This is a genomic window from Gilliamella sp. WF3-4, from assembly GCF_001690275.1.
GTDB lineage: Bacteria > Pseudomonadota > Gammaproteobacteria > Enterobacterales > Orbaceae > Gilliamella > Gilliamella apicola_C.
The window spans coordinates 44,965-58,892 of the sequence record NZ_LZGW01000007.1; the positions used below are offsets into that span (position 1 = coordinate 44,965).

The window sequence follows — 13,928 nt, forward strand, 5'->3', positions numbered from 1 at the left end:
ACGAACAAGAAGATGCGCTGATTGATTAAAGTGATTATAATCAATCATCATCATATAAATGATCTTAAAACCGAGTGAATTATGCACAACTTTGAATTAGAAAAGATAATTAATAATGAACTACAAATTACCCGTTATCGTGATTATGCACCAAATGGATTGCAAGTGCAGGGGCGCGAACAGGTGCATAAGATTGTGACTGGCGTGACCGCGTGTCAGTTATTATTGGATAAAGCGGTTGAATTACAAGCCGATGCTATACTTGTGCACCATGGCTATTTTTGGAAAAGTGAACCACAAACCATTACAGGTATTAAATATAAACGGCTTAAAACACTATTAACGCATGATATTAATTTATACAGTTATCACTTGCCATTAGATGGACACTCCATTTTTGGTAATAATATTGAGTTAGCTAATTTGTTGGGGATTGCGGTCGATAAGCCTAATGATATCGCTGATCTGCTTTTTACTGGCACGTTAAACATGCCACTGACGGCGCTACAATTTAAACAACACCTAGAGCAAGTGTTACACAATAATCAGCGACAAGTGTTATTTTGTGGTGATAATGCACCAGCAGTGATTAATCGTATTGCGTGGTGTAGTGGTGGAGGGCAAGATTATATTGAGCAGGCAGCGCAAAATGGCGTGGATGCTTTTTTTACTGGCGAAGTTTCGGAACGCACTATTCATATTGCGCGCGAGTACGGCATTAATTTTTATGCTGCTGGGCATCACGCTACCGAGCGTTACGGCATTAAAAAATTAGGCGAATGGTTAGCTAATAATCATGGTGTTGAAGTTATTTTTATTGATATTGATAATCCGGCGTAACAAAAGTTGAATTTACTTTAGAAATATCGCATACTTGTTCGCAGATTTTTTATTCTTTACGTTGTGTTATAAACCAATAATATGAGAGGTCATTTTATGTTTACAGGAAGTTTGGTCGCACTTGTTACTCCGATGGATACCAAAGGAAATGTTGATCATGTAAGCTTAAAAAAATTGGTTGAATATCATATTGCTAATGGGACATCGGCTATTGTTTCGGTTGGAACAACAGGCGAATCAGCAACACTTGATCATCACGAGCATATTGATGTTATTAAACGAACCATTGATTATGCTGACGGTCGTATAGCCATTATTGCGGGCACAGGGGCTAATGCAACTAAAGAGGCTATTGAATTAACTCATCGGGTTGAAAATATTGGTGTTGTAGGTTGTTTAACGGTTGCACCTTATTATAACAAACCTACTCAAGAAGGTATGTATCAGCATTTTAAAGCCATTGCCGAAAGCACCGCTCTGCCTCAGATTTTATATAATGTGCCAGGTCGCACCAGTAGTGATATTAAACCTGAAACGGTTGGACGCTTGGCTAAAATCAAAAATATTGTTGCATTAAAAGATGCAACAGGCGATCTTTCTAGAGTCTATCCTACTCGTAAATTGGTTGGACCTGACTTTAAGTTACTTAGTGGTGATGATTCAACATTTTTGGATTTTATGATTTTAGGTGGTGATGGTGTTATTTCCGTTACCGCTAATGTTGCAGCTAAAGCTGTTGCAACTGTATGTCAACTTGCTGCCAATAACCAAATTCAAGAAGCCCGAACTTTAAATGATACCTTAATGGCTTTACATCATAATTTATTTATCGAACCGAACCCAACTCCAGTCAAATGGGCTTGTGCAAAATTAGGTTTAATGCAAGATGCAACAATTCGATTGCCAATGGTATCACTCAGTGCATCATCGATCCCCGCAGTTGAGCAAGCGTTAAAAGAAGCAAATTTACTCTAATTAGTGTTGTATAACCTTTATTTTAAAAAGTAGATATCTATGTTAAATCACACATTGAACAGAACTTTATTTAAAAACAAAGCCATTAAAAAAGTGGCTGTTTTAACCATTATGACTTCTTTATTTCTTGTTGGCTGTGGGAGCAATCAAAACTATAAGCGTGAAGTCGATGGAAATGAAGATTACCTTAAAGCGCCTACATTAAAACCGCTAATTATTCCTGATGGCATTTCTGTGCCAGCTGAAAGTGGTGAATTTTATGTTAATAATGCTGAACTTAGCGGTGATTTAGGCAAACGAGTGGATATCCGCCCACCCATTTTACCGATTCCGACTATTCAAGAAGCCTTTGCAATTTATAATAACGGCGCGGTGACGTTTAACGTGCCATTAAGTTATAACGTGTGGGAGCGTATCCCGAATAGTTTAAGCAAAAGAAATATCTCCATTGTTAGTCAAGATCATAATACGCTAAAAACTGGCAAAGCATTTATGGTACGTGCAGATGAAGATCAAACCGTTGAAGCGGCTTATTCATTCAAACGACAATTAGTGGGTGATACCGAAACGATAGTGATTTCAACGCTTTCGCTAACGCGTGGGGCTGATGATTTAACTTCGCAGCCTATTGAAGTACAGCGTTATGTTGTTGGCTTATTTAATGGCATAATGGATGATGTTGCACCAGATTCATTGCGCGTTGTACCACCAAAAGCGCAAAGTGATGATGCTGCGAAAGACAAGACCGAGGGCAAGAAACCCGCAACAGCCGTGAGTGGTGAAAATCAATAATAAGTTTGGAATTTAAGGAGCGAATAGCTCCTTAATTCTTTATTGGCAATTTGATATAAGGTTATAAGCATGAAAAAGTTGGCTGAGCTTTATCGTGGTAAAGCAAAAACGGTATATACAACCGAAAACCCTGATTTATTAATCCTTGAGTTTCGCAATGATACATCGGCATTTGATGGTTTACGTATTGAACAGTTAGAACGTAAAGGAATGGTTAATAATAAATTTAACTATTTTATTATGACTCAATTGCGTGAAGCAGGTATTCCAACCCAAGTTGAAGCTTTACTATCAGATAATGAAGTGTTAGTTAAAAAGCTACAAATGGTACCTGTGGAATGCGTGGTGCGTAATCGTGCAGCGGGATCTTTAGTTAAACGTTTAGGTGTTGAGGAAGGCAAAGTTTTAAATCCTCCTACATTTGAATTATTTCTCAAAAACGATGCATTGCATGATCCAATGGTAAATGAATCGCATTGCAAAGCCTTTGGCTGGGCTAGTGAAGATCAATTAGTTAAAATGAAAGAGCTCAGTTTTAAAATTAACACAATTTTAACTGATTTATTTGATAAAGCGGGGCTAATATTGGTTGATTACAAACTTGAGTTTGGCTTATTTAACAATGAAATTACCTTAGGTGACGAGTTTTCACCCGATGGTTGTCGTTTATGGAAAAAAGATACACTAAAAAAAATGGATAAAGATCGCTTTCGACAAGGTTTAGGTGGCGTAATTGAAGCCTATGAAGAAGTGGCAAAACGTATAGGTGTTCCTTTGTAATGTTTGCGCAGTTTGATATTTCTTTTTTTCTTCTTTTAGGGTTAGCCGCACTGTGTTATTTAACACATAATAACACAGTGACATTTGCAGTACTATTATTGTTATTATTTAAGCTAACGCCATTAGCTGTTTACTTTCCATTTTTAAATCAATATGGTTTAACTATCGGTATTGTTATTTTAACGGCAGCTATGATGGTGCCATTGGCGGATGGATCATTAAAGATTGGCGATCTTGCCAAATCGTTTACCTCTTGGCAATCTTTATTGGCAATCTTTGTGGGTATTTTGGTATCGTGGCTTGGTACTCGTGGTGTATCGCTAATGGGAGCACACCCAACCATTATTAATGGCTTAATTATTGGCACATTAGTTGGTGTGGCTTTTTTCAAAGGCATTCCTGTTGGTCCGTTGATTGCGGCTGGTTTGTTGTCGTTATTGATTGGAAAAAGTTAGTCTATGTACAACGCCAACAGCACAAGAACGCTATGGGTGCTACAGGGTGAAGCTAGGCAATTATTTGCACAACTTAGTCATATTATCGGTAATTATGCTGGAGATTGGCTAACGATCACCTCGCAGGCTAATTGCCCAAATGAATTTGTTTTTAATATGCTTCCCCCTAACCAAACAAAAAAGTTATTAGGGCGCCAGTTTCGACATGCTATATTTGATGCAACAGCAGGATTCAATCTTGATGCCTTTGCTATGCTGGTTGGCACACTCGTTAAAGGTAGTATGCTAATTTTGTTATTACCTAACGACTTTTCCCGTTGGCATGATCAGGACAGCTTGCGCTGGAACGAAAATCCAACCGCTATCACTGTGCCTAATTTTATTGCACATTTAATGCAGACCTTGGCGGAATGTGGTTTATCTTCTAATTGCAGATATTTTCCCCAACCCGCGACATTCTCGATTCCATCTTTACCCGTTATTACCGAAAATTATTGCGATTTAACCGAACAACAAAACACATTAAAGCAATTGTTAAACAGCAATAAGCCTATTAGTGTTGTAGTTGCCAAACGTGGGCGAGGAAAATCAGCATTAGCTGGGCAGTTTAGCCACTATCGGCGTTGCATTGTTACTGCACCCAATAAATCAGCATTAACTACCTTTTTTACTTTTGCTAAGCCGAATACCCCCTTTTTTGCTCCTGATGAATTAATTGCATGTTCTCATAATAATTTTGCGGATTATTTGATTATTGATGAAGCAGCAATGATCCCTTTGCCAATGCTAAAAAAATTGCTACAACAGGCAATTGCCAATAATAGCCGAGTGTTATTAACTACTACAGCTGAAGGTTATGAAGGTACTGGGCAGGGCTTTTTGTTGAAATTGTTGTTAGACAATTCATGTCAATATTTCTACCTACACACACCTATTCGTTGGCATGCGGGTGATAAGTTGGAGCAATTTAGTGATCGGTTGTTGCTAAATGGTTTATTAGAGCAAAAAGCTGGCTCCGAGCTCAATGTGTTATTAGCACAATATTCAAAGATTGAACGCAATGATATTAATGCATTAAGATCTATCTTTTATTTATTAAAAATCGCGCATTATCAAACCACATTAACGGATTTAAGGCGCTTGTTTGACGCACAAAACTTGTCGGTTTGGCAGGCGACAATTTGCAATGAGCAAGTTGCTGCAGCGCTCACCGTTGATGAAGGTAACTTGCCCGACAGCCTGATCGATGAAGTGTGGAAAGGAACTCGTCGACCTAAAGGCAATTTAGTTGCGCAATCGCTTGTTGCACATGCGGGAGAACGGCTGGCAGCTAAACTGCGTTCGGTTAGAATTAACCGCATTGCGGTGCTAAGCACCTATCGGCGCAAACATATTGCCAGCCAACTTATACAAACCCTATTTGATCATGCTAAAACACAGCATAATGATTTTTTGTCAGTCAGTTTTGCTTATAGCCCGACTAATTATCAATTTTGGACTGCTTGTGGATTTGTTTTGGTTCACGTTAGTAGCCATAAACAGGCAAGTAGTGGCAGTTATTCTGTTATGGCGCTTAAACCACTAACTGAATCTGGGTTGCATTTAACCGCTAAGCTAGAGCAAAAACTACAGCGCAACGCATACTGGCTTAAAGATATCATCGATTTGCCTTTCAGCGAGATGATCACAAAAGACAGTAACGCCATGCTTTCACAAGATTTAGATGGGCAAGATTTAGATGAACTGGCTGGATTTGCTTACTATCACCGACCGTTTGAAGCGACTTATGCGGCGCTGTGCCGATTGAATCACTATAATCAAACCCACCAGCAACCATTATCAATGCAGATATTGTCAGCATTGATAAAAAACAAAAATAATCAACCATTGATCGTGAATTTATATCAACTTGCGGGTAAATCAGCGTTAATGCAGGCCATTAAGCACGAGGTCAAAACATGGTTGGTAAGGCAAGGCGATAATGTGATTTTTAACAAAATACCCAATAAAGTTAGCTGATCATTATTGCAGACCCCTATGGGGTATGTTTACAATGATCATCATGTTTCAATTTAGTTTGTTTTAACTCAATTCGTTTTTATTAAAAAGGAATCGAATGTGGCGCATAATAATTTAGAAATCCGATCGCAACATCGGTATTCACAAACCAATCAACCAAAAAATCAACCAACAACAGGTGTTGGGTATTTTTTTAAAGGATGGTCATTGGCGTTTAGCCCAGGTATTAAGCGATTTGTTTTTTTACCCATAATCGCCAATGTGGTGGTTATGTCGATATTATTTTATTGGTTTTTTCATACCATCTCGGGCATGGTCGATTGGGGATTATCGTATATGCCAAGTTGGTTACATTGGTTAGGGTATATCCTCATTTTAATGGTTATATTGATGTTGGTTGTCCTATTTTGTTATTTTTTTAGCACTATAACTAATATTATTGCCGCACCGTTTAACGGTTTATTGGCCGAGCAGGTAGAGGCGCAGTTAACGGGTATCCCTGCTCCAGATACATCGTGGATTAGTATCATTAAAGATCTGCCACGTATTTTTGGCAGAGAAATACACAAACTCGCCAATTATCTATTATGGGCGATCCCCATATTGTTAACTTATTTTATTCCTGTTATTGGACAATCAATAACGCCTGTGGTTTGGTTTTTATTTACTGCTTGGCAAATTAATATTCAGTATGCTGATTATGCCTTTGATAACCATAAAATAACTTTTCAGCGGATGAGTGAGTTACTTAAACAAGATCGGGGTGATAATTTAACTTTTGGCATATTAGTCAGCTTTTTTACTATGGTACCGGTGCTTAATTTAATTATTATGCCTATTGCTGTGTGTGGCGCAACAGCAATGTGGGTTGATCGCTATCGTCATCAAGCACTATTTGATAGTAGTGCCCAAGATTTTCGCTAAGGCAGGTGTTACTTTTTGTTAGTTGAATTTTTTGATGGCCAATCGTCGTCATCATCTTGATAGGGGATAGGTTTTATCCCTTTCTTTTTTTCAAGATATGCTTTGTAACTTAGCCGATTCAGTGCTTTAATAGCATTAATAAAAATCCCAATTAAAATCACTACAATCATCCACCAGTAATCTTTTAACCACTCCATGCTATTTCCTTTTAAACTAATTGGATAACGACACAATGATAGCTATGTTAGCTATGTTAGCAACAATTTTTCTAAAATGCGGTGATAAATCGCAGTTAAGGTAATAATATCTTGGCAATTAGCGTTTTCATTGACCTTATGTATAGTTTTATTAAGTACGCCAAGTTCAATAACTTGGCATCCCATTTGAGCAATAAAACGTCCGTCCGATGTGCCGCCACTGGTCGATAGCTTAGTGTCAATATCGGTAAATTCTTTAATGGCACTAACCGCTGCATTAGTTAAATCGCCTTGTGGGGTTAAAAATGGGTGCCCTGATAATCGCCAATTTAACGTATAATTTAAATTGTGTTTTTGTAAGATCTGCTCTACGCGTGTTTTAATTGCCATGTCAGTCAATTCACTACTATAACGAAAGTTAAATTGCACACTCAGATCACCAGGTACAACATTTTCAGCACCAGTGCCACCATTAATATTGGCAACTTGCATTGTCGTTTGTGGAAAGTATTGATTGCCTTCATCCCAAATAGTGTTAACAAGCTCGTCTAATGCAGGGGCAAAACGATGAATAGGATTATCCGCAAGGTGTGGGTAAGCGACATGACCTTGAATTCCATGTACAATTAAATTGGCAGTGAGTGATCCGCGGCGTCCATTTTTAATCTGATCACCAAGTACAACGTCACTGGATGGTTCGCCTACAATACAGTAATCAACACGTTCTTTTCGTTTAATAAGCAAATCAACGACTTTAACTGTGCCATCACTTGCATCGGCTTCTTCATCTGATGTAATTAAAAAGGCCACTCGCCCAGCATGATTTGGGTATTGCTTAACAAAATCTTCTGCGGCACAAACCATTGCTGCAACACCACTTTTCATATCAGATGCGCCACGACCATAAAGCACACCGTGTTCATCAATGGTCGGTGTAAACGGCGGGTATAGCCATTTGCTTTCATCACCAACTGGCACAACATCGGTATGTCCAGCAAACATAAGAGTTTTACTGGTGGCATCACCATGATAAGCCCATAAATTTTTGGTTTGCCCAATATTCACTTCTTCAATAATAAAACCAAGCGGTTTTAATCGCTCAATAATCATCTTTTGACAGTTTTTATCGTCAGGGCTTATTGATTTTTCAGCAATGAGTGCTTTGGTTAGCGCAATAACAGGTTCAGTCATAATAGTCTCGATTTTATTTAGATTGCGAAATAAATTGCGAATAAAGTTCATTTGAAAACCCCAACACAGCACGCTTGCCACCGTCAATAAGCAAAGGGCGTTTTAAAATGGATGGGTTGGTTAACATAATCTTTTTTGCAGATTGCACATCATTTATTTGTGAACGGACGGACTCATCTAATTTTCGCCAAGTTGTTCCTCGGATATTAAGTAAACTTTGCCAATCGACTAATTGCAAAAAAATATCTAAAAGATCTTCAGAAAGACCATCAGTTTTATAATTATGAAATTGATAACTGACATGGTGATTATCAAGCCAAGTAAAGGCCTTTTTCATTGTATTGCAGTTTTTAATGCCATAGATGATGTACATAATAGAGATCCAAGTTTGAAAGATAACAAAATTATAGCAGTATGGGCATTGTGCAGCAAATTGCAAGAAACTATTTGGTTAGATATCTTATTATTGATTGATTTAGTGTCATTAATTTTTTATCCCTTGGTTTTATCTTAAAATAGAAATAAAACCAATATGGTATCTGATGTTTTTTGGTGAAAAAATTAAGTTATCATATAAAAATTTAAAAACTTGCTACCCTTTTTTTTAACAAAAAATTAAAACTAATAAAAACAATTGGTTATAAAACCCTTTTCAAAAAGGGTTTTTGAAGACAAAAATCCTATTTGCCTTTTGCCAAACAAAGTTTATAGTATATTTGCTTCTAGTTTACCGCCGTGTAGGCGGTTTAGAAAAGTTTTCCCCCCGTTTATAGCGCGTAACTCCAGTTTACCGCCGTGTAGGCGGGTGCGTTTATAATGGCAGTAAAAATCTATTGGGAATTTAAAGGACAATTAGCTATAGATTTTTATTGATTAACATGAGTAATCAACCATTAATTAACTGAAATAAATTAGCTATTAGATAAGGATAGCCTTTAGGGATTTTATATAAAATCCCTTATTTAATTTAGCATTTATCAACAAAGTAACGCATAATGCGATTATCATTAGTTAGTTCGGGGTGAAAGGCGCAAACTAGGATATTGTTTTGTTCTGCCATAATACAATGCTGTTGGACAAATGCGAGTTGTTGAACAGCTTTTCCTGCTTTGGCAATATAGGGGGCTCGAATAAATACAGCGGGTATTTGTAGACCAACAACTGGTATATCTAAGGTTGTTTCAAAGCTGTTAACTTGGCGTCCAAATCCATTTCTTTCAACACTTATATCGATTAAATTTAATAACTCTACTTCGTTATGTGTTGTGCTTTTACCGCAAAGCACAAGCCCAGCACAAGTGCCAAAAATACCTTTGCCTTGTTTAGCAAATTGTTGAATGGGTGTTAAAAGCCCATTTTGTTTGATTAAACGGCTGATTGTTGTGGATTCTCCACCTGGAATAATTAAACCATCTAACCTTGCTAATTGTTCAGCTTTCTGAACTAAAGACGTTTGTACATTGTTGATACTACTTAACATTGTCATATGCTCACTTACCGCACCTTGTAAATTGAGCACACCAATATGCTTGATACTTGGTTTTGATGAATACATTATTACCAACCCCGATCTTGCATTCTTTCAGATTGAGTCAGTGTGCTAATTTCAATGCCTTTCATTGCTTCGCCTAAACCTTTTGAAAGCTGAGCTAAGCGTGGATAATCATCAAAATAAGTCGTGGCTTGTACAATGGCTTTGGCAAATTTTTCAGGGTTTTGTGATTTAAAAATTCCAGATCCAACAAAAATACCATCGGCACCAAGTTGCATCATTAATGCCGCATCGGCGGGGGTTGCTATGCCGCCTGCGGCAAAATTAACAACGGGTAATTTTCCTTGCTGTTTGATTTGTAAAATCAGTTCGTAAGGTGCATTTATTTCTTTGGAAAAGGTCATTAATTCATCTTTTGATTTACTGACCACTAGGCGGATTTGTTCATTGACTTTACGCATGTGGCGCACAGCTTCAACAATGTTACCCGTGCCGGGTTCACCTTTGGTGCGTAGCATTGATGCACCTTCGCCAATTCGGCGTAGTGCTTCACCTAAATCACGGCATCCACAAACAAATGGTACGGTAAATTCATCTTTAAGTAAGTGGTACTGTTCATCGGCAGGGGTTAATACCTCGCTTTCATCAATATAATCAACGCCCATCGATTCTAGAATACGGGCTTCAATAATATGGCCAATTCGAGCTTTAGCCATAACAGGTATACTCACAGCGTTCATCACTTGCTCAACAATGGTTGGGTCAGCCATTCTAGCTACGCCACCAGCCGAGCGGATATCCGACGGTACTCGTTCTAGTGCCATCACTGCAACTGCGCCAGCTTGTTCGGCAATTTTGGCTTGTTCTGCATTAACAACATCCATAATTACACCGCCTTTTTGCATTTGTGCCATGCCTCGTTTAACGGTTTGTGTGCCTGTAACTTGGTTCATCTTTTACTCCTTTTTAGGTTTATAATGGCAATATTGTTTAACTTTAATTAGTGTGGAGTATTATTCAAAAATAAAGCACAATAAAAAACAGCCAATTGGACTATAATAAAACCATCCAATTTTGGGTAAATTTGCTGTAACAAAAATAATTAAAAAACGGGCTAAACCATTAAAGTGGAATAATAATGTGGGATAAACAAAAACTGGTACCATTTACTGGAGCGCTTTTTAAAAAGGTGACGCAGCTAATAGAACACTATATTGAGCAGGGCGTGTTGTTCGCGGGTGAAAGGCTACCTTCAGAACGTGATCTGGCAAAAAAATTATGTGTTAATCGCTCAACCGTGGTTCATGCGCTGGAGTTGTTAACAGAACGGGGGGTGCTGATCCGCCGTCAAGGGAGTGGCACCTATGTTAATAAGCAAAAATGGGGCATGCAAACTTATTCATCGATTAATTGGCGTTTACCTGCACATTTTTATCATAATAAACAATCATTTTATCAGCAAAAAGTAGCACAAATTCGCGAACAACAATTGTGTATTTGTGATCTGGCTAATGGTGATTTACCAACACATTTAATCCCCAAGCTCCAGTTGCCAAATATTTCGTTAAATGAATTAATTATGCACGAAAAAAACAGTGATATGTTGCAATTAGGTTTGCCATCACTTAAAGCACAAATTGCACTTTATATGCAAAGCCAGTTTGCTATGCAAGTTGATATTAATGAAATTTTAATTACATCAGGTACGCAACAATCATTATTTCTTATTACACAGGGCTTACTTAAACCTGGCGATGCAGTTGGTATAGAGTCTCCTTCTTATTTTTACTCATTACCTTTGTTTCAAGCAGCGGGATTACGTTTATATGGTATTGAATGCGATAATGAAGGCATAACGCTTGATAGCCTATCAAATTGTGTACGGCAACATCAAATAAAATGGTTATTTTTAAATCCTATTTTTCAAAATCCAACAGGGTTTGTTATGAGCAATGAGCGAAAGTTGGCAATATTGGCATTTTGCCGACTACAATGTATCGGGATTGTTGAAGATGATGCTTATAGCCGTCTAGCATTTACTTCTGATTTAGCTGTAACGCCAATGAAAAAGTATGATCAGCATAATCAAGTTATCTATTTAGGGTCGTTATCAAAATATATTGGGCGTAATATTCGTGTCGGGTGGATGTTAGCTCCGCATAATATTATCGAAAATTTAGCCAAAATTCGTCACCATATTGATTCAGGTTTAAGTATATTGCCACAATTATTAGCTCAAGAATATTTACAACGTTATCACGCTTCACACCAACAACAATTACGTCAAGCGCTACAAATCAAAGCTGAACAGTTAATGCAGTGGTTAGATAGCTATTTTGGTGGTGACATTACTTATCAAGCGCCGTTGGGTGGTTTTCATCTGTATGCACATTTGCCCGTGAGCACGGTGGCGCAAGAATCAACCTTGCTTAATCAATTGCTGTCAAAAGGGATAATTGTATCGGAAGGTGCCGATTTTGGTGACGAACTTGGCACCATTAGGTTAAGCTTTGGTCATTTTGATCAGCAACTGAATATGGACAAATAAAATAGATTAGCTTTTTATTTTGTCAGATAGCATTTTCGTTGCACTCAGTAAATATTGAACAAACTCGTTGATTCTTTCACTTGGCATTTGAAATCGAACCCCTGATGTGCTAATTGCGGCAATGACTTTGCCACTTTTATCATAAACTGGTGCCGCTAAGCAGGTCACTTCGTCAAAGTCTTCGGCGTTATCAAATGCCCAACCTTGTTCGCGTATTTTTTTAAGTTCCTTTTTGTATGCCGTTTTTGTGGTAATTGTGTTTTAATCACTAAGTTTTCGTTTGGATATAACTCATCAATACGCTGTTCAGGTTCCCATGCTAAAAGCGCTTTACCAAGAGCAGAGCTATGCAATGAAAGCTTGCGACCTAGCCAGCTTTTGACCTGAATTGCGCTAGAGCTTTCGACTTTGGCTAAATAAATCGCTGAGTTGCCGTCTAATATGCCTAAATGGCAAGCAAGTTGTGTTTTATCTCGCAAAAATGAAAGAGGCTCAATGGCTAGCTCTTTTATATCAAATTGTTCAATTGCTTTATTGCCAAATTCGTAAAAAGCAAGTCCTAAAAAGTATTTTCCTTCATTTTGCCTTAATAAGCCATTAGTAATCAAACTGGCAAGTAATGTTGATTTACTTTAGTGGTTGTTTTTTAATCGATTCATAAAAATGTCAAATAATCAAAATATTAAAGAGTTATCAACAAGCTTATTCAATACTTATTAAATCCAACAGTGAATAATATTTTAAGTTAGCTTTGGCATTATTAGTTAAGCCTGTGATGAAGGTTTGCTTCAAAATTTGTTCTGACGATTAAACTTAATTTGCTTGTTTTATTTTGGCGTATAATCCTGTAATTTATTGTTATTATTAATAAAATTGATATTTGTCTTCATTAGCTTTTTGATATGAGATATATTCAGATGAGTGGAAATTACCAATCAATAATTATTCCTTAAGCATAATTAAATCATTTTGCCAATTATTAAAATTAGTTTCATCTTATTATTTATTATTAAATTGTGTTATAAATAATTGAAGCTGTTTTGTAACTTAATGATTAAATAAAAATCCTTGGTAAAGAATGTTAACTAAATAAGTTAAATTTAGTTAATGGATTGTTTTACGTTGATCTTCTTAGGGCTACTGAACCTTAGTGGGTTGTTTACTGATCATGCCCTAAATGGTTATAATTAATACATACTTTAATAAGTAATAAATGATATTAGGAGGCTGTTTTGCATCTTTCACCAAAAGCTTTTCGTGTTTTAGGGATTGTTGCTACATTTGCATCATTAGGGATGTATGTTTCTTATATTCCTCAAATCATTGATAATTTACATGGGCTTAAATCAAATCCTACTCAGCCATTAGCAGCTGCGATTAACTGTTCACTTTGGGTTTGCTATGGTTTATTAAGAGAAAAGAAAGACTGGCCAATTGCAATTGCTAATTCGCCGGGTGTGTTTTTTGGCTTAATGGCTTTTTTTACCGCTTTATAAATAAGGTAAAGCTATTGAACGGTAATTAATTATAGGGTTATTGCTTTTTTGTGGGAATTTTGCTCTCAATGATAATGCAAGGTCTTTTGAATCAGGTTGAAAAAGTAAGCTTTTTTAAGCTAAATAAAATCATAACTAGAGAAGTTTAATATTTGATCCCTTTAAAAATTATTTAATAATCAATGGGATTTTTAGTTATCAACAGGTTTGTTAAACTGT

Annotated in this window: 16 protein-coding genes; 9 read left to right on the top strand and 7 right to left on the bottom strand. The window is 37.0% G+C overall.

Going from position 1 to position 13,928, the window contains the following annotated elements:
- Positions 1–81 precede the first annotated feature (81 nt).
- From A9G47_RS02340 to cysZ, 7 genes are all read left to right on the top strand, one after another.
- The gene (locus A9G47_RS02340) at positions 82–840 is read left to right on the top strand and encodes a Nif3-like dinuclear metal center hexameric protein (RefSeq protein WP_065642067.1); all 759 of its coding nucleotides are present in this window, start codon (positions 82–84) and stop codon (positions 838–840) included.
- A gap of 96 nt (positions 841–936) precedes the next feature.
- On the top strand, positions 937–1,815 hold the full coding sequence (gene dapA / locus A9G47_RS02345; RefSeq protein ID WP_065566282.1) for a 4-hydroxy-tetrahydrodipicolinate synthase: 879 nt from the start codon (positions 937–939) through the stop codon (positions 1,813–1,815).
- 39 nt (positions 1,816–1,854) lie between these two features.
- Positions 1,855–2,607, top strand: a complete 753-nt coding sequence (gene bamC / locus A9G47_RS02350; RefSeq protein ID WP_065580267.1) for an outer membrane protein assembly factor BamC — start codon at positions 1,855–1,857, stop codon at positions 2,605–2,607.
- A gap of 69 nt (positions 2,608–2,676) precedes the next feature.
- Positions 2,677–3,387 (top strand): phosphoribosylaminoimidazolesuccinocarboxamide synthase, encoded by a 711-nt coding sequence (gene purC, locus A9G47_RS02355; RefSeq protein WP_065642068.1) that lies wholly within the window; start codon positions 2,677–2,679, stop codon positions 3,385–3,387.
- On the top strand, positions 3,387–3,842 hold the full coding sequence (locus A9G47_RS02360) for a DUF441 domain-containing protein (RefSeq protein ID WP_065566285.1): 456 nt from the start codon (positions 3,387–3,389) through the stop codon (positions 3,840–3,842). Before purC ends, A9G47_RS02360 begins: the two co-directional genes overlap by 1 nt.
- Before the next feature lie 3 nt (positions 3,843–3,845).
- Entirely contained in the window at positions 3,846–5,861 is a 2,016-nt protein-coding gene (locus tag A9G47_RS02365) for a tRNA(Met) cytidine acetyltransferase TmcA (protein WP_065642069.1), read from the top strand.
- Positions 5,862–5,981: 120 nt separating this feature from the next.
- A complete protein-coding gene (gene cysZ, locus A9G47_RS02370) occupies positions 5,982–6,785 on the top strand; it encodes a sulfate transporter CysZ (protein ID WP_065642112.1) in 804 nt (267 codons plus the stop codon).
- Between the two features lie 8 nt (positions 6,786–6,793).
- Here cysZ and A9G47_RS02375 read toward each other — a convergent pair whose 3' ends face one another.
- The 5 genes from A9G47_RS02375 to pdxS all read right to left on the bottom strand — a co-directional run bounded on the left by A9G47_RS02375 (position 6,794) and on the right by pdxS (position 10,618).
- On the bottom strand, positions 6,794–6,982 hold the full coding sequence (locus A9G47_RS02375) for a YpfN family protein (protein ID WP_065566287.1): 189 nt from the start codon (positions 6,980–6,982) through the stop codon (positions 6,794–6,796).
- Positions 6,983–7,033: 51 nt separating this feature from the next.
- Positions 7,034–8,173 carry a succinyl-diaminopimelate desuccinylase gene (gene dapE, locus A9G47_RS02380; protein ID WP_065642113.1) on the bottom strand — a complete coding sequence of 380 codons (1,140 nt, stop codon included), beginning with the start codon at positions 8,171–8,173 and terminating at the stop codon, positions 7,034–7,036.
- 13 nt (positions 8,174–8,186) lie between these two features.
- A complete protein-coding gene (locus tag A9G47_RS02385) occupies positions 8,187–8,546 on the bottom strand; it encodes an ArsC family reductase (protein WP_065642070.1) in 360 nt (119 codons plus the stop codon).
- A 594-nt stretch (positions 8,547–9,140) separates the two neighbouring features.
- A complete protein-coding gene (pdxT, locus tag A9G47_RS02390; protein ID WP_065566289.1) occupies positions 9,141–9,728 on the bottom strand; it encodes a pyridoxal 5'-phosphate synthase glutaminase subunit PdxT in 588 nt (195 codons plus the stop codon).
- A 2-nt stretch (positions 9,729–9,730) separates the two neighbouring features.
- Positions 9,731–10,618: a pyridoxal 5'-phosphate synthase lyase subunit PdxS gene (gene pdxS / locus A9G47_RS02395; protein WP_065580269.1), complete on the bottom strand. Its 888-nt coding sequence runs from the start codon at positions 10,616–10,618 to the stop codon at positions 9,731–9,733.
- A gap of 185 nt (positions 10,619–10,803) precedes the next feature.
- Between pdxS and A9G47_RS02400 the strand changes: the two genes are divergently transcribed.
- Positions 10,804–12,213: an aminotransferase-like domain-containing protein gene (locus A9G47_RS02400; protein WP_065642071.1), complete on the top strand. Its 1,410-nt coding sequence runs from the start codon at positions 10,804–10,806 to the stop codon at positions 12,211–12,213.
- 6 nt (positions 12,214–12,219) lie between these two features.
- Here A9G47_RS02400 and A9G47_RS14440 read toward each other — a convergent pair whose 3' ends face one another.
- Both A9G47_RS14440 and A9G47_RS02405 read right to left on the bottom strand, forming a co-directional pair.
- Positions 12,220–12,468, bottom strand: a complete 249-nt coding sequence (locus A9G47_RS14440) for an IclR family transcriptional regulator domain-containing protein (RefSeq protein WP_218057416.1) — start codon at positions 12,466–12,468, stop codon at positions 12,220–12,222.
- Entirely contained in the window at positions 12,378–12,821 is a 444-nt protein-coding gene (locus A9G47_RS02405) for an IclR family transcriptional regulator (protein WP_065642072.1), read from the bottom strand. The genes A9G47_RS14440 and A9G47_RS02405 overlap by 91 nt, the downstream gene beginning before the upstream one ends.
- 624 nt (positions 12,822–13,445) lie before the next feature.
- On the opposite strand from A9G47_RS02405, the gene A9G47_RS02410 reads away from it, so the two are divergent.
- Entirely contained in the window at positions 13,446–13,709 is a 264-nt protein-coding gene (locus A9G47_RS02410; RefSeq protein WP_081297764.1) for a SemiSWEET family transporter, read from the top strand.
- Positions 13,710–13,928 lie beyond the last annotated feature (219 nt).